Raw genomic sequence first — 19585 nt, 5'->3', positions numbered from 1 at the left:
ATTACGGAACAACAATCAGCGGGCCGCTGGCCGCACCCGTTGCCCGCCACTGCGGCACATACATAGACTCGACCATCGGCACCGGGACCTGGTAGGTTCCCGGCGTCACGGCGCGCGCCAGATAAACCAGCGTGACCGGCTGACCTTCATTTACCGGCACGGCCGCCACAAAGCGATCGTCACGGAACTCCATATGCTGAATGTCCGCCTGCTGCATCTGGCTGAGCAGGTTCTGCACCTCACTGCCGCTGTCCTGCAGGCTGGCGCTGCTGCTTGCCAGGTTCTGGTTTTCCAGCTCCAGCCCCGCAGGCAGGAGATCTACCACCAGCGCGTCCGGCACGTTCTGGCTGGCTTTAACTTCCAGCCACACCAGCACCAACTCGCCGCTCTTCAGCGAAGAGAGTGATTTCGTACTGCCGTCGGTTGCCAGGATATGACGTTCGACCTGCAACACGTTCGTGCTCGGCTGAGGGGCATATTCCGGATAGCCGGTGCTGTCCAAACGTACCCAGAGCGGTGTCGTTCCGGTATTGGTTACCTGCAGCGCGCCAAGCTGGTCGCCGCTCACGTTTTGTACCTGCGCTTTATCGCCACCTGATGCGGAATCTGACAGGGAGGTTTTCGCCTGCCATGCACCGGACAGAGTTTGCAGCGAACGTCCGGCCAGGAACAGCGCGTTGCTCTCCTGAGTGGACAACCAGCGCTGGCTGAAGGCCTGTTCAGACAGGGCATTCAGCAGCGTATTTTGCGCATCCGGCAGCAGTTTGTACTCCTCCAGCAGGGAGAGCATCAGCGCGTCATCGCGAAGCTGGCTGCCGTAATCGGCCATCCAGGTTTTGCTGTCGTTGCGCGGCGTTTTGAGCGCCAGATCCAGCGCCTGCTGGCTGCGCGGGGCATCGCCCATCAGCCTGAGCGCCATGCCCAGCTGCATCAGCGGCAGGCCGGACGCCGCCTGAGCGTGACGATCCCAGATTTCACGCAGCGCGCCCAGCGGCGCTTTTTGCTGACGAGCCAGCACCAGCGCGGCATAGGCCTGAACGGCGAATTTACTGGCCTGAGTATCATCGCTATAGCGAATGGACATCATGCCCGGGTCCTGCAGGTAGCGCAGCAGACGGCTATTGGCGTTATTCACCGCATCGGCAGGCACGCTATAGCCCTGCTCGCCCGCCCGCACCAGGAGGTCGGTCACGTAGGCCGTCAGCCAGTACTCTTCCGGACCGTTTTTATCCCACAGCGCGAACCCACCGTCTTCACGCTGCATCTGCAGCAGACGGGAAATACCGATATCAATGGCGGCACGGCGTTTATCGTCCGTATCACCTTTGATACCAAGCGCCGTCAGCTGCGCCGCGTTGGTGTAGAGCGACGGGAACAGGCCGCTGGTGGTCTGCTCCAGGCAGCCATACGGATAGGCCTGCAGTTCGCGAATATAGCGCGCCAGGTTGAGCGGTGGTTTGCCGCTCAGCAGCAGTTGCCCCTGCAGGGTGGCAGGAGAGAAACCGTTACTGTGCTGCGCCGGTGCGGTCCAGGATTCGCCAGGGTTGAGCATGGCACCGGTATTCACCGTCTGTGCCGGGAATGCCGGACGCACGCCGATTTTCCAGCTCTTCTGCTGTGGTGCAAAGGTCTCGCCCGGAAGCTGCAGGCCGGTAACCTGTGCTGTTACCTCTCCGTCACCATCCCCCTCCAGCGCACGCACCGGAATAAACAGGGTGGTCCGCGCCCCCGGAGGCAGCTGAACCGGCTGCGGCTGTCCACCTTCCAGCGACAGTTTGCCTGTCGCGGTCAGGGCAACGTTCAGCGTTTGCGGCTGGTCGGTCAGGTTGGTGAGATCCAGCGTCAGGCGTGAGGTGTCTCCACTTGACAGGAAGCGCGGCGTGTTGAGCTCGGTAATAACCGGTGCGGCCACCACAACCTTGCTTTCGCTGCTGCCGAAATCGTCTTCCGTCCAGGCCTGCGCCATCAGACGCAGTTCGCCGTTGAAATCACCAATCGGCAGCGTAATCGTGCCTTCCCCGTTGGCATCCAGCTTAACCGGCTGTGCCTGCTGGGCAATGATGGTGACGTGGTTCACCGGCGGTTTGCCGCCGCGCTTCAGTTCATCCCCATCGCCACCGAAGCGCAGCGCGGCCAGACGGCCCTGCCCTTCAATGACCTGGCCGTATATATCGTAGATATCCGCACCGTAACGCTTCTGGCCAAAGAAAGCCTGCCACGGATCCGGCGTGACGTAATCGGTAATGTTCAGCACGCCGCTGTCCACCGCCGAGACCAGCACGTTCACCTTCTGCGGCACGGCTCCCTCTTTCACGCTGGCTTTCACCTTCACCGAGAGCGTCTGATTTGGACGCATTTTCTGCGGGTTATCGAGCGCAATATTCAGACGGCGATTTTCATCGCCCATCGGCAGATGCAGCAGACCGACCGCGCGTTTCGGCGTGGCGGATTTGGATTTATCGCCCGGACGCACCACCAGCGTGCTGAGGTAAAGATCGTGACGTTTCCAGGCTTTATCCACCGGAATGGAGAGATCGAGACCGTTTGCCGGCACGTCGATCTCTTTCCACCACAGCGGCCCTTCGCTGGATTCGATCATCGCATAGCCCTTGCCTGCGGCCGGCGCGGCGATGTGCAATTGGATGGTGTCGCCTGGCTGATAAGCTGGCTTATCCAGTTTCAGCGTCACGCGGTCAGGGCGCGCGGCTCCGGTGCCGTCGCTGTTATCCTGCCAGCTGTAGCCTGCCCAGAAGCGCACGCTGCTCACCATATCATCAGGCGCTTTCACCTCCAGACGATAAGAGCCCCACTCTACCGGGAAGGTAACTTTACCCGTTTCATCGGCCTTAAGCGTCAGCGCCTGCTCGCCTTCGACCAGGTCTTTCTGATCGAACTGAGACTGCCAGCCTTCGCTCTCAGACCAGTTCCAGAAGTAGTCACGACGCTCGCGAATCAGTCGTACCTGTAATCCGGAAACGGCCTTTTTGGCTCCGCTGGCATCGGCATAAACGATGTCGAAGCTGGCGTTGCCGTTCTCATCAACAATCGGCTGGTTGACGGTCGTATCGGTGCGGTAGTCGTAAACGGCTTTACTGGCGAACTGAGGGCGAATACCCGGCAGCTCAGCCGCCGGCCAGATAGCCTGCTCAGCGCGACGCGTCACCGGACGACCACCTGATTCCAGCAGGCTGGCCTGCAGGATCAGCTGCAGCGGAGAGTGCACGTCTTTCCACTGGCTTTCGGTAGAAACCTGCCCACGCCCCTGCTCGTCCAGCGTAAGCTGAACTTCATCCAGGCTGCGGCTCAGGTTATCTTCGGCGATATCACCAAACTGGAAGCCCGGCAGCGCGGCCACCGCGTCACGCAGCGGACGCAGGAAGAGCTGGCCCTGCAGAGAGTTACCGTTGGCCGGTGCGCCATACAGGTAATAGCCGACCACGTTAAAGTCGACGTTATCCTGCGGTGAAACCGGCGTTTTTTGTCCACTCAGGTTGAGCGCCATGCGCTCTGGCATGAAGTCTTCGACGTGGAAGTCCCACAGGCGCTGCAGGTTATCGCCCGTGTTGGCGCGAATATGCCACATGCCGGTCTGCGCCCCGCTGTCCAGCGGGTAGTTGAATCGGTAGAGACCGTTTTCAGGCTGAACAACGATCGAGCGAGCCACCTGACCGTCAGGGCGCAGCACGTCAAGCTTCACGGGCTGATCGGGAAGCGGCTTACCGTCACTGTCGCGCAGCAGGCCGTTGAGGATCACCGTTTCACCCGGGCGATAGAGATCGCGTGGGCCAAACATGAAGAACTGCTTGCTGTAGCCCGGACTCCCGGCGATATCAAACTCCGCCAGGTCGAGGGCCGGCAGCTTGAGGTCAAGCAGCGTGGTCTGGCCGTCTTTACTGGCCAGAATCAGGGCAGCCTCTTTGTCGGTCTCAAGCTTTGCGTGGCCATCGCCGTCGCTTTTCGCTTCGGCAAGGGTCTGCCCTTTGTCATTCAGCAGGGTAACGGTAACCCCGGACTGCGCCGCACCGTTCTCCAGACTCTGGGTGAAGATGTCCAGGCGATTATGATAACGGTGAGCGGACAGGCCAATATCGCTTAAGGTAAAGAGCGTCGCGGCGTTGCTGTAGTTATAGTGCCCGGCCTGGTTCATGACCGCGATGTAAACGCCAGACTGCTGGAGCGGTTTAATATCCTTCAGGGGCAACAACAATTTTTCGCGCGTGTTGCGCGCCGGATTAAGATCGAAGCGACCGGTGTAAACCAGCTCCGCCATCTTTAGCAGGTTGTCGGATTCCCAGTTGGTGAGGGAGTTGCGGTATTCCCACTGGCTGACAAAAGAGGCCAGCGATTCCGGCTTCACGCGGTAGAAATTGACGTCCACGTTGTTGACGTTAAGCGCCATCACCGGCAACCCTTCCACCACCTTGCCCGGCAGCAGCGAGCCGCGGCTGGCAAACCCGACGGTAGGCTCGACGTCCCGGGTGGTGAGGGCTTTTTCATAATCAATGCCGAACGTCGCCTTGTTCAGCGCCTGCAGGCCCCGTTCAACGGTGACGACCAGGTTGCGGTTGGGCTCCAGATGGCGCAGGCGAAGCTCTTTCAGGTTAGGCGCAAGTTCCCACGCCCCGTCAACTTTGCCGCTTTTTTTGTCCACGACATGCACGGTTTTCGCGAAATCCTGATCGGGATTCAGCGGAACCGAGAATGTCACCACCAGCGTGGCGGCACCGTCGAGCTGAACTTCAGAGGCATCCAGCAGGGTCAGCGCTTTTCCCTGACTCTGGGCGGCTAGCTTAGCCAGCGTTTCAGCATTTGGCTTTTCCGCGGCTTTTGGTGTGGATGCGGTGGATGCCGCGGGAGCCGCAGCCTGAGGTTTATCGTCGCTGTTATCACAGCCGACAAGCGTAAACGTGGTAAGCAGCGCAAGAGAGAGCGCGGCTAAGCGAAACGGTTTCATCCTTTGTCCCTGGCCCAGAGGGGGCCTGTTGGTCGTCGTCCGGATAAGTATTATCCGCAAGTTTCATTAATTCAAAAAGTCCAATTTTAGAATCTGGAAAGCGCCTCGCAGAATGGCATCACGCCGCTACGCCGTGATGGAACCGCGATCACAGCCCTAAACGTCACATGTTACCTTTCACGTCATTTGTTTTTAAAACAAGAGGATAGCTGGATAAACACATCTGAAGACTGCTAGTTTTATGACCATGACGCACCCCGAGTGCGCGGTTCAAAAAGAGAGAAAGCCATGAAACGAGCCGTGAACGCCCTACAAAATTTCGGAAAATCATTGTACGGACCGGTGCTTATCTTACCGATCGTCGGTCTGTTTATCGCCTTTGGTAACGTGCTGGGTAACGGTAATCTCGCCGAGTACCTGCCGTTTCTCGGTCATCCGCTGATTCAGCATCTTGGTCAGTTGATCGCAAAATCTGCCGTGTCGGTGCTGGTTAACCTGGCGCTGGTGTTTGCCGTCGGTATTCCGATTGGCCTGGCAACGCGCGATAAAGGCTATGCCGCGCTGATTGGCCTGGTCACCTTTGTCGTATTCATCAACGCCATGAACGTCACGCTGCAGCTGCAGGGCGCGCTGGCGCCAGCGGCGCAGATGAAAGCGGCCGGACAGACGATGGTACTGGGCGTGCAGGTGCTGGAGATGGGGGTCTTTGCCGGGATACTGACCGGAGCGCTTTCCGGCTATCTGTACAACAAATACTCCGGCGTACAGTTTAACGGCGCGATGGCGATTTACTCCGGCCACTGTTTTGTCGCCATTGTGATGCTGCCTGTCTCCATGCTGCTCGGCGTGGTGATGAGCGAACTGTGGCCCTTTGCCCAGCACGGCATCAGCGCCCTGGCGCTGGCCATCAAAGGTTCCGGGCCGTTTGGCGTAGCCATCTACGGTTTCCTGGAACGCATTCTGGTCCCCACCGGCCTGCACCATCTGGTTTATACGCCGTTCCTCTATACCGAGCTGGGCGGCACGCAGGAGGTATGCGGCGCAACCTATCAGGGCGCGCGCAATATCTACTTTGCCGAGATGGCCTGCCCGGACGTGAAGCAGCTCAGCAGCACCGTGGTGTGGGACGCCCGCGGCATCAGCAAAATGTTTGGCCTGCCTGCCGCGGCGCTGGCGATGTATATGACCGCCAGGCCAGAGCGTAAAGCGGCGGCGAAAGCGATTCTGATCCCGGCGGCACTGACTTCGCTGCTGGTCGGTGTGACCGAGCCGATTGAGTTCTCCTTCCTGTTTGTCGCCCCGCTGCTGTTCGTGGTGCACGCGGTGCTGACCGGCATCGGCATGATGCTGTTCTCGCTGCTGGGCGTTCACGCCATCGGCGCCAACGGGATTATCGACTTCATCCTTTACAACCTGCCGCTCGGCACGGCCAAGTCCAACTGGCCGATGTACATCCTGGTCGGGCTGATCATGTTCGCCCTCTACTACGTGGTGTTCCGCTTCCTGATCCTGCGCTTCAACATGAAAACGCCGGGCCGCGAAGATGAGGACCAGGAGACGCGCCTCTACAGCAAGCAGGAGTACCAGGCGAAGGGCAATAACGACGGTCTGGGCGAGTCCATCGTGGTGGGGCTGGGCGGTCGGGAAAACATTGAAGTGGTGGACAACTGCTACACCCGCTTGCGCGTCACGGTGAAGGACGTCGCCATCATCGACGAGCCGCGCCTGAAGGCGACTGGCGCGAAAGGGATTATCAAACAAGGTAACAACGTTCAGGTGGTCTACGGGCTGCATGTCAAAAAAATGCGAGAAGCCGTTGAGACGTTTCTCTGAAAGGAGCTAAAGATGTTAACACCCCCATTCATTCTGTCGATTGCCGGCGGCGGCAGCACCTACACGCCGGGCATTGTGAAAAGCCTGATGGTGCGCCTGCAGGATTTCCCGCTGGCCGAAATTCGCCTGTACGATATCGACGAGGCGCGTCAGAACACCATTGCGCCGGTCGTCGAGAAGGTCATTCGCGACCACAGTCAGAGCATCACATTTACCGTCACCAGTGACCCGGAAGTGGCCTTTAGCGGCGCGCATTTTGTCTTCGCCCAGATGCGCGTCGGCCAGTACAAAATGCGTGAGCAGGATGAGAAGATCCCGCTGCGTCACGGCGTGGTGGGCCAGGAAACCTGCGGCCCCGGCGGGCTGGCTTACGGCCTGCGCACGATCCTGCCGATGGTGGAGCTTATCGATCTGGTCGATCGCTACGCGCACCAGAAAGCCTGGATCGTGAATTACTCCAACCCTGCCGCGATCGTCGCGGAAGGCGTGCGCCGCCTGCGCCCGAACGCAAGGGTGCTGAACATCTGCGATATGCCGGTTGCCGCGATGCGCAATATGGGCGCCATTCTGGGCGTTGATCGTCATAAACTGGAAGTGGACTACTTCGGCCTGAACCACTTCGGCTGGTTTACCCGCGTGCTGGTGGACGGCGAAGACAAGCTCCCGGCGCTGCGTAAGCATATCGCGAAGTTTGGCCTGCTGACGGAAGATGCGGCTAAAACCGACCCGCAGCACTCGGATCCGTCGTGGGTGAAAACCTGGCGCAATATCAAGCCGATCATGGACAACTTCCCCGAGTATCTGCCGAACCCGTATCTGCAGTATTACCTGATGCCGAACCAGATTGTGGCGCATCAGAACCCGGACTATACCCGCGCCAACGAAGTGATGAACGGGCGCGAGAAAAAGCTGTTCGCCGCCGCCGAAGAATATCAACGCACCGGAATTTTACCGGATGCCTTCCACGTGGGCGTCCACGGTGAATTTATCGTTGACGTCGCCTGTTCGCTGGCGTTCAACCTGCGAAGCCGCCATCTGGTGATGGTGGAAAACCGCGGGGCGATTACCAACCTGCCGTACGATGCGGTGGTGGAAGTTCCCGCTTATATCACCGCCGAAGGCCCGGAACCGATTCGCGTCGGCCAGGTGCCGCTGTTCCATCAGACCCTTTTACAACAGCAGCTCGCGTCTGAACAGCTGCTGGTGGAGGCGACTATCGAAGGCAGCTATGAAAAAGCGTTGCAGGCATTTACCCTGAACCGCACCGTGCCGACCATGGAACATGCAAAAGCGATTCTGGATGAGATGATTGAGGCCAACCGCGACTACTGGCCAGCGCTGCAAAAAGCCTGGCAGGACGGCGAACCGGTGAAAAAATAGGGGCTTGCTCGCGAGTTGAACGTGGTTTGCTTGTCGGTGTCAGAAAAAACACCGACAATCCTTTTTTACGGAAAAGAATGGAGGCAACCCATGTCCACCTCATATTTTGTCGCCGCCGACTGGCTGATTGAGCACGGCGACGATCCGGAAGTCCAGATTATTGACGCGCGTATGGCCCCTCCGGGACAAGAGCATCGTGACGTGCCCGGTGAATACCGCGCAGGGCATCTGCCTGGCGCGGTATTTTTTGATATCGAAGCCCTCTCCGATCATACCTCTCCCCTGCCGCACATGCTGCCGCGCCCGGAAGCGTTTTCCGTGGCGATGCGCGAGCTGGGCGTCAGCAAAGACAAACACCTCGTTGTCTATGATGAAGGTAACCTCTTTTCCGCGCCGCGCGCGTGGTGGATGCTGAAAAACTTCGGCGTGGAAAAAGTCTCGATTCTGGCGGGCGGCCTCGCGGGCTGGAAACGTGACGAGCTGCCGCTTCAGCAGGGTGACGTCACGCTGCCGGAAGGCGAATTCGATGCGACCTTTGACGCCCACGTGGTAAAACGCCTGACCGACGTGCTGGTCGTGAGCCATGAAAAAACGGCGCAAATCGTCGATGCCCGTCCTGCTCCGCGCTTTAATGCCGAAGCGGATGAACCGCGTCCGGGGCTGAAGCGTGGACATATTCCGGGCGCGCTGAACGTGCCGTGGGGCGACCTGGTGTTTGAGGGCGAGCTGAAAACCACCGACGAGCTGCGCGCTATTTTTGAACGTCAGGGCGTGGATTTGCATCGTCCGATTATCGCCAGCTGCGGTTCCGGCGTAACGGCCTGCGTGGTCATTCTGGCGCTCGCCACGCTCGGCGTAAGCGACGTCACGCTCTACGACGGTGCCTGGAGTGAATGGGGCGCGCGTGACGACCTGCCGGTTGAACCCGCGAAATAATGGATAACCGCCTGGCCACGCTGTTAACGCGCGGGGCGTCATTGACCCGCGCGGAGTATCGCGTTCTCGCCCACCTGACGGAGCATCCGCTGCTGGTGGGCAATATCACGGTTCGCGAGCTGGCACAGGCGACGTTCGTTTCTACCGCCACCATCATGCGGCTGTGCCAGAAGCTGGGGTTCAGCGGCTTTAGCGAATTCATCTGGCACTGCAAGCAGCTGCTCTCCGACACGCCGCATATTGCCGCTCAGGCGCAGTCGCGTCCTGAACTCCCGGTGCTGTTTAACCAGTTTATCGCCAACTATCAGCACACCTTTCAGTGGGTTACCCAGGACAAACGCCAGCAGTTTTCCGACCTGCTGCGCCAGAAAGAGAGCTTCTTTCTCTACGGGGCCGGGTTTTCTTATCTGTTTGCGGAGTACCTGACCAAGAAGCTACAGGTAATGGGCAAAACGGCGTTTATCTCCGGACCGGGCGACAGCCGGAACATTTTTCTCAGCAATGCCGCCCGCTATCAGGTGTTTATTGCCGTCTCGCGCAGCGGCGAAACGGAGCAGGTGCTGGATAAAGCGCGGATAGCCAAAAACGTCGGCATGACGATCGTCGCGTTTACCCGCGCCTCGGCCAACACGCTGGCGGAGATGGCGGACGTGCATTTTGCGCTCTATGACGAAGCGGTACACTTCGCCGCCGAAGCCGCAGGGGTGACGTCGTTTGAGTCGAATCTGGTGCTGCTGATGGATTTACTGCTGCTGGAAGCAACGGGGTGACATTCACCCCGCTGTCATCAGATGATGCGGTTAGTTTTGAGATCGCGCAGGAAGCCGCCCCAGCGGCGCTCGTAGAACGGGGGGATGTGCTCGGTAATAAAGTGGCTGATGCCCTTCTCACCGTTCTTCACCTGACAGATATCGATCGGTTCATCACCCGGCAGCGTGTCGGTCGCCACGCTTCCCGCCGCCTGAATGATGTCGTCGATATCGCCATCGGCTTCAATCCCGATCAGCAGCACCGGCTTTTCGTCCGCGCGCTCTTTAATGGAGCAGAGAAACGCGCGCCTGACGGGCTTGAGCGTTTTGAACAGCGTCGTCAGGGAATCAATCATCTGCGCGGGTGGCTCGGCCACTTCAGAGAGCAGCAGCGTTTCGCCCCCTTCCAGCACTTCCTGCGTGCTGAGCGGGTTGCCCTCTTCGCCAATCAGGTGGCTGATTTCACGTGGCGTAAACTCTTTCCCGATCGGCAGCTTCGCGTTCAGGAACAGCGTCTGGCCGAGCGTCATTTCAAACAGGGTACGCACCGGCATCACCACGAACGCCTGTTCATCTTCTACCGCTTTCTGCAGCGCTTCCAGCGAGGTGAAGAACGGGATCACCGACGTGCCGTCGTCTTTCTCCCAGTGCAGCAGATCCAGCGCGCTGTCTTCTACGACCTGTTCACCTTCAGCCGCAGTGCCCGGCACCCAGACGGTGGATTCCAGCAGCGTGCGGAAAAAGGCCGGACGGTGGGCGGGCTCGGTCGCCGCCTGCTCCAGCAGGGTTTCTAATTCGTTTTTGGTATCTGACATAGTTTGGCTACTTCACACTTGCCCGGCGGCGCTACGCTTGCACGGGCCTACGGGTTTTGTAGGCCGGGTAAGCGTAGCGCCACCCGGCAAAAAAGATTACTCAGCCGTCAGCAGGTTCGCCACGGTACGCACGCCCAGACCGGTCGCGCCCGCGGACCACTGCTCTACCGCCGCTTTACGGTACGTCGCGGAGCAGTCAATGTGCAGCCAGCCCTCGTGGTAGTTCTCAACAAAGTGAGACAGGAACCCTGCTGCGGTGCTTGCCCCCGCCGGGTACGCCGCGCTGGCGGTGTTGTTCAGCTCGGCAAAGTTAGACGGCAACTGGCTACGGTGGAACTCGGCCAGCGGCAGACGCCAGAACGGTTCGTTTTCCGCCGCGGCGCTCGCCAGCAGGCGTGCGGCCAGCTTGTCGTCAAAGCTGAACAGCGCGTGGTAGTCGTTACCCAGCGCGGTTTTCGCCGCACCGGTCAGAGTCGCCATGTCGATGATCAGCTCAGGCTTCTGGGCAGATGCGTCGATCAGGCCATCGGCCAGCACCAGACGGCCTTCGGCGTCAGTGTTCATCACCTCAACGTTTTTGCCGTTACGGTAGCGAATGATGTCGCCCAGCTTGAAGGCGTTACCGCTGACCATGTTGTCCGCGCAGCACAGGTACAGCTTCACGCGCTTTTTCAGACCGCGGGTGATGGCAAACGCCAGCGCGCCGGTGATGGTGGCCGCGCCGCCCATGTCGGACTTCATGGAGTCCATGAACGCGCTCTGCTTCAGGCTGTAGCCGCCGGTGTCGAAGGTGATGCCTTTACCTACCAGGCAGGCAAAGACAGGGGCGTCTTTATCGCCGGTTGGGTTGTAGTCCAGCGCCAGCAGCACCGGAGGACGCTCGGAGCCGCGGCCCACGGTGTGGATACCCATGTAGTTCTGCTCGCGCAGGTCTTCTCCCTTGGTGATGCGATAGGACATCTTGTCGCCCGCCACGCCGCACAGGAGATCAACGGCGCGCTGCGCCAGCTGCTCAGGGCCTAACTCTTCCGCCGGGGCGTTGATGGTGTCGCGTACCCAGTCGATGATGTTGAGGCGGCTTTCCAGCTCTTTCTGACCGGCTTCGTCGAGGTTCGCCCACTCAATTTTGCGGGTGCCTTTCGGCCCTTTATAGCCCGCCCAGAACGCCCAGCTGCGGTCGGTGTCCCACCCTTCGCCTTCCAGCGAGACATGCTTAATGCCCAGACCGTCAATTTTACGCGCGGCGCGCTGGATCAGGCCCAAATCATCATTGCCCGTCAGGTGCAGGGTAATACCGTCGTTATTAATGCTGTAGGTGGCTTTCTCGCCCCAGCGCGCGTCGGCAGGCTGATTCGAGAGCGTAATCTTCATCGCTTCGGTCATTTTATTTTTCCTTATTAGCAACTAGCAAACGGGCCGCCTGAAGGCAGCCCGTTTTGTTATTTATTCTGCTTCATCTAACCAGACTAACAGAATCGCCTCCAGAATTTTTTCATTGGATGCGTTTGGATCGTCGTCGAAATCCTCTAAATCGCAGATCCACTGATGCATATCGGTGAATCGTACGGTCTTCGGATCGAGATCCGGGTTCGCGTCGTAGAGCGCTTCGCCGATTTCACGGCTGTCTGTCCACTTCAGTCCCATATTAATGCTCGCGTGCGTGGTTGATGGTGTAGCGTGGGAACTCCACGACCAGATCTTCATCGGTCACCGCGGCCTGGCAGCTTAAGCGGCTGTCTGGCTCCAGACCCCATGCTTTATCCAGCATGTCGTCTTCGTCTTCGGTGCTCTCGGCAAGAGAGTCAAAACCTTCACGCACGATGCAGTGGCAGGTGGTGCAGGCACAGGATTTTTCACAGGCGTGTTCCACTTCGATACCTGCACGCAGGGCAACATCGAGAATGGTTTCACCGGTCTTCGCTTCCAGAACAGCACCATCCGGACAGAGGTCCGCATGAGGCAAAATTACAATCTTTGGCATATTAAACCTCGTCCACGGACTGGCCTTTCAGCGCGACGCGGACAGATTTGTCCATGCGGCGAGCAGCGAAGTCCTGGGTTTGTTTATCAACGTTTTTAATGGCTTCTTCTATTGCGTCAGCGTCATCGCCTACTGCGACAGCGCTTAAGCGCGCGGCAGCGTCGTCAATCACCTGGCGCTCAGCGGCGCTTAACAGCGCGGCATCGGCAGCGAGCGCGCCGTTCAGGCTCTCCAGCACGCGGGCGGCTTCAACTTTTTGTTCAGCCAGCATACGCGCCTTCACATCCTGCTCGGCGTAGCTCATTGAGTCCTGAATCATGGAGGCGATTTCGCCATCGGTCAGGCCGTAGGACGGCTTCACCTGAATGGACGATTCCACGCCGGTGGATTTTTCCATCGCCGTGACGCTCAGCAGGCCGTCCGCGTCCACCTGGAAGGTGACGCGAATATGCGCCCCGCCCGCCGGCAGCGCTGGAATTCCGCGCAGCGCAAAGCGCGCCAGAGAGCGGCAGTCCTGCACCAGCTCGCGTTCGCCCTGCATCACGTGGATGGACATCGCGGTCTGGCCGTCTTTAAAGGTGGTGAACTCCTGCGCGCGCGCCACCGGAATGGTGGTGTTACGCGGGATCACTTTCTCCACCAGGCCGCCCATGGTTTCTAAACCCAGCGACAGCGGGATGACGTCCAGCAGCAGCATTTCGCTGTCCGGCTTGTTGCCAACCAGAATATCGGCCTGGATCGCGGCGCCCACGGCAACCACTTTGTCCGGGTCGATGGAGGTCAGCGGCGTGCGACCAAAGAATTCGCCCACGCGCTCGCGCACCAGCGGCACGCGGGTCGAACCGCCCACCATGACCACTTCCAGCACCTCGTTCGCCTCAACGCCGGCATCTTTCAATGCGCGACGGCAGGCCAGTAAGGTGCGTTTCACCAGCGGGGCAATCAGTTCGTTAAACTGGTCGCGGGTGATGTCACCCTGCCAGCCCGCAACATTGACGGTGACGCTCTGCGCATCGCTCAGGGCAATTTTGGCGTCGATGGCCGCATCCAGCAGTTCACGCTGTACGCGCGCATCGCTGCGATCGCTGATGCCTGCCTGCTCGCGGATGTAGTCCGCCAGCAGATGGTCGAAGTCATCGCCGCCCAGCGCGGAATCCCCGCCGGTCGCCAGCACTTCAAATACCCCGCGGCTCAGGCGCAGGATAGAGATATCAAACGTCCCGCCGCCGAGATCGTAAACCGCGATCACCCCTTCCTGACCGGAATCGAGGCCGTAGGCAATCGCCGCCGCCGTCGGTTCGTTCAGCAGACGCAGCACGTGCAGGCCCGCCAGACGCGCGGCGTCTTTGGTGCCCTGACGCTGTGCATCATCAAAGTAGGCAGGAACGGTGATCACCACGCCGTCCAGATCGCCGCCGAGCGTCGCCGTAGCACGCTCCGCCAGCGCTTTGAGGATGTCAGCAGAAACACGAATCGGGTTCAGCAGACCGGCCGCGGTCGCAATCATCGGCAGGCCGTTTTCACTGGCCTGCAGCTGATACGGCAGATGCGGGTAGCGGGTCTGAATATCGGCCAGCGAGCGGCCCATCATGCGCTTGACGGAGCTGATGGTGTTTGCCGGATCGCGCGCGGCGTTAGCGCGGGCGTCATAGCCGACCGCGTGACCCTGCTGCTGGTAGTGGACCACGGAAGGCAGCAGATGGCGGCCCTGCTCGTCAGCCAGCGTTTCCGCCTGGCCGCTGCGCACGGTCGCCACGAGGGAATTGGTGGTGCCCAGATCGATACCCACCGCCAGACGACGCTGGTGTGGTGCGGCACTTAAGCCAGGCTCACTAATTTGTAATAAGGCCATAATTGCTTCCGAAATTAAAAATCGAGCAGCTTTTCTTCGAGTTGTTCAGCACTGCTTCGCAGTTTATCGAGAAAACGGAGTTTGCGCACAGTATCTGCCGCCACGTCCCAGGTCTCGTTGTTCAGTTGCTCCACCATCTGCTGATGGCGGGTATCGAACATGCCCTTCACGCGCGTGATGAAGCTTTCCAGACGCGCTTCGTCTTTGGCCTGTTCAATCTCATCCAGCTCTTCGCGCAGCTCCAGCTGCTCCATCAGAAACGCCGTGTCGCGCACGGTGTGCTGTTCGCTCGCCAGATCAAAACCGTGGAGCGAGAGCAGATACTCAGCGCGCGCCAGCGGATGGCGCAACGTCTGCCAGGCCTGGTTGATCGTCGCGGATTGCGACACCGCAGCCAGCTGCTCTGCCTGAGTACCGCTCGCGAATTTGTCCGGATGGTACTGACGCTGCAGATCCTGAAAACGGATCGTCAGCGCCTGAAGATCGATCGGGTATTGAGCGGGTAGTCCGAAGAGAGTGAAGTAATCCATAACAATCTCAGGGGTAGCCTGTTAGAACAAACCCCACGCGTAGCGGATAACGCCACGGTGGGGTTTCGGATGACGCGCGGTTAAACGTGGAAGCTTTCGCCGCAACCACACTCGTCTTTGACGTTCGGGTTCGTAAATTTGAACCCTTCGTTCAGGCCTTCTTTGACGAAGTCCAGCTGAGTGCCGTTGAGGAATTGCAGGCTTTTGCCATCGACCACCACCTTCACGCCCTTGTCTTCAAACACGATGTCGTCAGACGCCGGCTCGTCAACAAACTCCAGTACGTAAGCCATACCAGAACAGCCGGAGGTACGTACGCCCAGTCGCAGGCCAAAGCCTTTACCACGGTTCGCCAGAAAAGAGCTTACTCGCGCGGCAGCGCTGTCGCTAAGGGTAATCGACATACTCAAACCTCAATTATTTTGCTTCACGTTTGCTTTTGTAATCCGCAATGGCGGCTTTGATCGCGTCTTCTGCCAGAATTGAGCAGTGAATTTTCACCGGTGGCAGTTCGAGTTCTTCAGCAATATCCGTGTTCTTGATTGCCTGTGCTTCGTCCAGAGACTTGCCCTTCACCCATTCGGTGACGAGGGAGCTGGACGCGATAGCAGAACCGCAGCCGTAGGTCTTGAAGCGCGCGTCTTCAATGATACCTTCATTGTTGACTTTAATCTGCAACTTCATCACGTCGCCACACGCTGGCGCACCGACCATGCCGCTACCAACAGATTCGTCGCTGTTGTCAAAAGAGCCAACGTTGCGTGGGTTTTCGTAATGATCGATGACTTTTTCGCTGTATGCCATGATTGAATTCTCCTTATGTACCGATTAGTGATGTGACCATTCAATGCTGTTCAGATCCACGCCCTGTTTGAACATTTCCCACAGTGGAGAAAGGTCGCGCAGACGGCCAATGGAGTTGCGAACCAGCTTGATGGTGTAGTCAATCTCTTCTTCGGTAGTGAAACGACCTAAAGAGAAACGGATAGAGCTGTGTGCCAGCTCGTCAGTCATACCCAGCGCGCGCAGCACGTAGGATGGCTCAAGGCTTGCAGACGTACAGGCAGAACCGGAAGAAACCGCCAGGTCTTTCAGCGCCATGATCAACGACTCGCCTTCAACATAGTTGAAGCTGACGTTGAGGATGTTCGGTGCGCCCTGCTCGAGATCGCCGTTCAGATACACTTCTTCCATATCTTTCACGCCGTCCCACAGACGGTTACGCAGCGTGCGCAGGCGTGCCATCTCGGTTTCCATCTCTTCTTTTGCAATGCGGTAGGCTTCGCCCATGCCCACGATCTGGTGAACAGGCAGCGTACCGGAACGCATGCCGCGCTCGTGACCGCCGCCGTGCATCTGTGCTTCGATGCGGATACGTGGTTTACGACGAACGTACAGTGCGCCAATCCCTTTCGGGCCATAGATTTTGTGGCCGGAGAAGGACATCAGGTCCACTTTCAGCTGGCTCAGGTCGATAGGCAGTTTGCCCACGCTCTGGGTCGCATCAACGTGATAGATGATACCGCGCGCGCGGCACATTTCGCCAATGGTCGCGATGTCTTGTACCACGCCGATTTCGTTGTTGACGTGCATGATGGAAACCAGAATGGTGTCATCACGCATGGCCGCTTCGAGCTCTTTCAGATCGATGATGCCGTTGCTCTGTGGCGCCAGATAGGTGACTTCGAACCCTTCACGCTCCAGCTGGCGGCAGGTGTCCAGCACGGCTTTGTGTTCGGTTTTGCTGGTGATGATGTGCTTGCCTTTTTTCTGATAAAAGTTGGCTGCACCTTTGATCGCCAGGTTGTCGGATTCGGTCGCACCGGAGGTGAAAACAATCTCACGCGGGTCGGCACCTACCAGGTCAGCAATCTGATTACGGGCGATATCAACCGCCTCTTCAGCATGCCAGCCAAAACGGTGAGAACGGGAAGCTGGGTTACCAAAGTTTCCGTCCAGGGTCAGACACTGCATCATTTTCTCGGCAACACGCGGGTCCACCGGCGTGGTTGCGGAGTAGTCGAGATAAATCGGTAATTTCATTGCTCTATAAACTCCGTACATCGCTTCAATGCAAGGAATCAGGCAACCGGCTGGATGTACGACCGAGTACACGGGGCGAGTCTACGCCCCGGCCTGATTCTGAAATACTTATCGTTTTATTACGCGCGTAATTTGACGTCGATAGCGTCCTGCGCGCGGGTGCTGCGTTGGGAATCATGGCTGTGCTGACGCCCCGAAACATCCAGAACTTCCTGGTTATTCACCAGCTCACCGAGGGTGATGTTGTTCAGGAAGCCGGTCAGACGGTCGCTCAGATCGCGCCACAGCGCGTGGGTCAGGCATTTATCGCCGCCCTGGCAGCCGCCTTTACCCTGACAACGGGTCGCGTCAACGGATTCGTCAACGGCGCTGATCACTTCGCCAACTGCAATACTGCCCGCGTCTTTACCCAGCAGATAACCGCCGCCTGGGCCACGAACGCTGGAAACCAGTCCATTTTTACGCAGTCTGGAGAACAGCTGTTCCAGATAAGAGAGGGAGATCCCCTGTCGTTCAGAAATATCAGCCAACGGAACCGGGCCCGCTTCGGAGTTGAGCGCAACGTCCAGCATCGCGGTCACGGCATAACGCCCTTTAGATGTCAGTCTCATGTCTTACTTAACCTCAAACTCGCCCCTGCCCGGGGTTTTTTATTGTAAAATGGGGTATTGCATAGCAGGGCCAAGTCTGACATTCCTGACTAAAATGGTCAACTATTTACTTGACTGTTTTAGTCAGGTATTTAACCTTCTGTGCCGTTTTTTGTCGGGTGGCGCTTCGCTTACCCGACCTGCGGTTTTGTAGGCCGGGTAAGCGAAGCGCCACCCGGCGAACAGACGACACTACTCTTTATTTTTCTGCTCAATCGACGCCAGGATCCCGCGCAGGATGTTCAGCTCCTGGCTTTCCGGACGCGCGCGGGTGAACAGACGGCGCAGCTTGTTCATCACCTGACCCGGGTGGCCTTCGCGGATAAAGCCGGTCGAGAGCAGCGTCTGCTCCAGGTGACCGTAGAAACGCTCAAGGTCGTCCACCAGCGGGTAAGCCGTCTCTTCTTTAGGCTCAACCTCTTTTTCCTGCGTTGCCAGCCACGCCATACGCACTTCATAGGCGATAACCTGCACCGCCATCGCCAGGTTCAGCGAGCTGTACTCCGGGTTTGCCGCAATCGCCACGTGATAATGACACTTCTGCAGCTCGTCGTTGGTCAGGCCAACGCGCTCGCGGCCGAACACCAGCGCAACCGGTGCTTGTTCAGCCTCAGAGACACTTTTCAGGCCGCATTCACGCGGATCGAGCATTGGCCACGGCAGCGTGCGCGAACGCGCGCTGGTACCGACAACGAGGCTGCAGCCGGCCAGCGCTTCGTCAAGGGTATCGACGATCTGGGCGTTGCCGATCACGTCGCTGGCTCCGGCCGCCAGGGCGATGGCCTGCGAGTCTGGCTTCACCAGCGGGTTAACCAGCCACAGGTTCGTTAAGCCCATGGTTTTCATAGCGCGGGCAACGGAGCCCATGTTGCCGGTGTGCGATGTTTCGACCAGCACGATTCGAATGTTTTGCAGCATAATTTTTAATGTCTGGATTCAGTGTCTGAAGAATATTCGGGCATATTATCATAAACGGGAGACATAATCCGATCCCGCTGCTATACTCTGCGCCGATTTTCCTGTTCTTTAACATCCAGTGAGAGAGACCGATGCATCCGATGCTGACCATCGCCGTGCGCGCAGCGCGCAAGGCGGGTAATGTAATTGCCAAACACTACGAAACGCCAGACTCCGTAGAAACCAGCCAGAAAGGCAGCAATGATTTCGTGACGAACGTCGATAAAGCCGCAGAAGCGATTATTATCGAAACGATCCGCAAATCTTACCCACAGCACACCATCATCACCGAAGAAAGCGGTGAACATGAAGGTACCGATCAGGATGTTCAATGGGTTATCGATCCACTGGATGGCACCACCAACTTCGTCAAACGCCTGCCACACTTCTCTGTGTCTATCGCCGTACGCATTAAAGGCCGTACTGAAGTCGCCGTTGTGTACGATCCAATGCGTAACGAACTGTTCACCGCGACCCGCGGTCAGGGCGCACAGCTGAACGGCTACCGTCTGCGCTGCAGCAACGCACGCGATCTGGACGGCACCATCCTGGCGACCGGTTTCCCGTTCAAGGCGAAACAGCACGCGACCACCTATATGAATATCCTCGGCAAACTGTTCACTGAATGCGCGGACTTCCGTCGCACCGGTTCTGCTGCGCTGGATCTGGCCTACGTTGCCACCGGCCGCGTTGACGGTTACTTCGAACTCTCACTGAAGCCATGGGATTTTGCAGCGGGCGAACTGATCGCGCGTGAAGCAGGCGCCATTGTGTGTGACTTCACCGGAGGCCATAACTATATGTCTACCGGCAACATTGTTGCGGGTAACCCACGCGTTGTTAAAGCCATGCTGGCCAACATGCGTGATGAACTGAGCGATGCGCTGAAGCGTTAATCCAGTTTG

At 58.4% G+C, this 19585-nt stretch carries 17 protein-coding genes; 5 read left to right on the top strand and 12 right to left on the bottom strand.

What is annotated here, in order from left to right; all coding sequences use genetic code 11:
- Window position 1: 1 nt before the first annotated feature.
- On the bottom strand, window positions 2-4954 hold the full coding sequence (locus ACHH0Z_RS21105; RefSeq protein WP_045406047.1) for an alpha-2-macroglobulin: 4953 nt from the start codon (window positions 4952-4954) through the stop codon (window positions 2-4).
- A 288-nt stretch (window positions 4955-5242) separates the two neighbouring features.
- Here ACHH0Z_RS21105 and ACHH0Z_RS21100 point away from each other — a divergent pair, with 288 nt between their 5' ends.
- The 4 genes from ACHH0Z_RS21100 to ACHH0Z_RS21085 all read left to right on the top strand — a co-directional run bounded on the left by ACHH0Z_RS21100 (window position 5243) and on the right by ACHH0Z_RS21085 (window position 9873).
- Window positions 5243-6787, top strand: coding sequence for a PTS transporter subunit EIIC (locus ACHH0Z_RS21100; RefSeq protein WP_045406045.1), 1545 nt, complete (start codon window positions 5243-5245; stop codon window positions 6785-6787).
- 12 nt (window positions 6788-6799) lie between these two features.
- Entirely contained in the window at window positions 6800-8167 is a 1368-nt protein-coding gene (locus ACHH0Z_RS21095; protein WP_045406043.1) for a 6-phospho-alpha-glucosidase, read from the top strand.
- 90 nt (window positions 8168-8257) lie between these two features.
- Entirely contained in the window at window positions 8258-9103 is an 846-nt protein-coding gene (gene sseA, locus ACHH0Z_RS21090; RefSeq protein WP_045406041.1) for a 3-mercaptopyruvate sulfurtransferase, read from the top strand.
- On the top strand, window positions 9103-9873 hold the full coding sequence (locus tag ACHH0Z_RS21085) for a MurR/RpiR family transcriptional regulator (protein ID WP_021241864.1): 771 nt from the start codon (window positions 9103-9105) through the stop codon (window positions 9871-9873). Before sseA ends, ACHH0Z_RS21085 begins: the two co-directional genes overlap by 1 nt.
- Before the next feature lie 17 nt (window positions 9874-9890).
- On the opposite strand, the gene sseB is transcribed toward ACHH0Z_RS21085, so the two are convergent.
- From sseB to trmJ, 11 genes are all read right to left on the bottom strand, one after another.
- Window positions 9891-10667, bottom strand: coding sequence for an enhanced serine sensitivity protein SseB (gene sseB / locus ACHH0Z_RS21080; protein WP_045406039.1), 777 nt, complete (start codon window positions 10665-10667; stop codon window positions 9891-9893).
- 96 nt (window positions 10668-10763) lie between these two features.
- Entirely contained in the window at window positions 10764-12050 is a 1287-nt protein-coding gene (pepB, locus tag ACHH0Z_RS21075) for an aminopeptidase PepB (protein ID WP_032663032.1), read from the bottom strand.
- Window positions 12051-12110: 60 nt separating this feature from the next.
- Window positions 12111-12311, bottom strand: a complete 201-nt coding sequence (gene iscX, locus ACHH0Z_RS21070; RefSeq protein WP_003860650.1) for a Fe-S cluster assembly protein IscX — start codon at window positions 12309-12311, stop codon at window positions 12111-12113.
- Between the two features lies 1 nt (window position 12312).
- Complete coding sequence (gene fdx, locus ACHH0Z_RS21065) at window positions 12313-12648, bottom strand: ISC system 2Fe-2S type ferredoxin (RefSeq protein ID WP_003860652.1); 336 nt, start codon at window positions 12646-12648, stop codon at window positions 12313-12315.
- Window position 12649: 1 nt separating this feature from the next.
- Entirely contained in the window at window positions 12650-14500 is a 1851-nt protein-coding gene (gene hscA, locus ACHH0Z_RS21060; RefSeq protein ID WP_045406037.1) for a Fe-S protein assembly chaperone HscA, read from the bottom strand.
- Between the two features lie 14 nt (window positions 14501-14514).
- Window positions 14515-15030: a co-chaperone HscB gene (hscB, locus tag ACHH0Z_RS21055; RefSeq protein WP_008502155.1), complete on the bottom strand. Its 516-nt coding sequence runs from the start codon at window positions 15028-15030 to the stop codon at window positions 14515-14517.
- Window positions 15031-15110: 80 nt separating this feature from the next.
- Window positions 15111-15434 (bottom strand): iron-sulfur cluster assembly protein IscA, encoded by a 324-nt coding sequence (gene iscA, locus ACHH0Z_RS21050; RefSeq protein ID WP_008502156.1) that lies wholly within the window; start codon window positions 15432-15434, stop codon window positions 15111-15113.
- Between the two features lie 13 nt (window positions 15435-15447).
- The gene (gene iscU / locus ACHH0Z_RS21045; protein WP_003860661.1) at window positions 15448-15834 is read right to left on the bottom strand and encodes a Fe-S cluster assembly scaffold IscU; all 387 of its coding nucleotides are present in this window, start codon (window positions 15832-15834) and stop codon (window positions 15448-15450) included.
- Window positions 15835-15858: 24 nt separating this feature from the next.
- A complete protein-coding gene (gene iscS / locus ACHH0Z_RS21040; RefSeq protein ID WP_003860663.1) occupies window positions 15859-17073 on the bottom strand; it encodes a cysteine desulfurase in 1215 nt (404 codons plus the stop codon).
- A 119-nt stretch (window positions 17074-17192) separates the two neighbouring features.
- Complete coding sequence (gene iscR, locus ACHH0Z_RS21035) at window positions 17193-17684, bottom strand: Fe-S cluster assembly transcriptional regulator IscR (RefSeq protein WP_008502158.1); 492 nt, start codon at window positions 17682-17684, stop codon at window positions 17193-17195.
- Between the two features lie 231 nt (window positions 17685-17915).
- Window positions 17916-18641 (bottom strand): tRNA (cytosine(32)/uridine(32)-2'-O)-methyltransferase TrmJ, encoded by a 726-nt coding sequence (trmJ, locus tag ACHH0Z_RS21030; protein ID WP_008502159.1) that lies wholly within the window; start codon window positions 18639-18641, stop codon window positions 17916-17918.
- A gap of 131 nt (window positions 18642-18772) precedes the next feature.
- On the opposite strand from trmJ, the gene suhB reads away from it, so the two are divergent.
- Window positions 18773-19576 (top strand): inositol-1-monophosphatase, encoded by an 804-nt coding sequence (gene suhB, locus ACHH0Z_RS21025; protein ID WP_003860668.1) that lies wholly within the window; start codon window positions 18773-18775, stop codon window positions 19574-19576.
- Window positions 19577-19585: the final 9 nt, after the last annotated feature.

The sequence above is a fragment of the Enterobacter cloacae complex sp. 2024EL-00227 genome (assembly GCF_043945315.1).
Lineage (GTDB): Bacteria > Pseudomonadota > Gammaproteobacteria > Enterobacterales > Enterobacteriaceae > Enterobacter > Enterobacter roggenkampii.
Note: the sequence above shows the minus strand (reverse complement) of the source record. Positions and strands in the feature narration are given on the sequence as shown.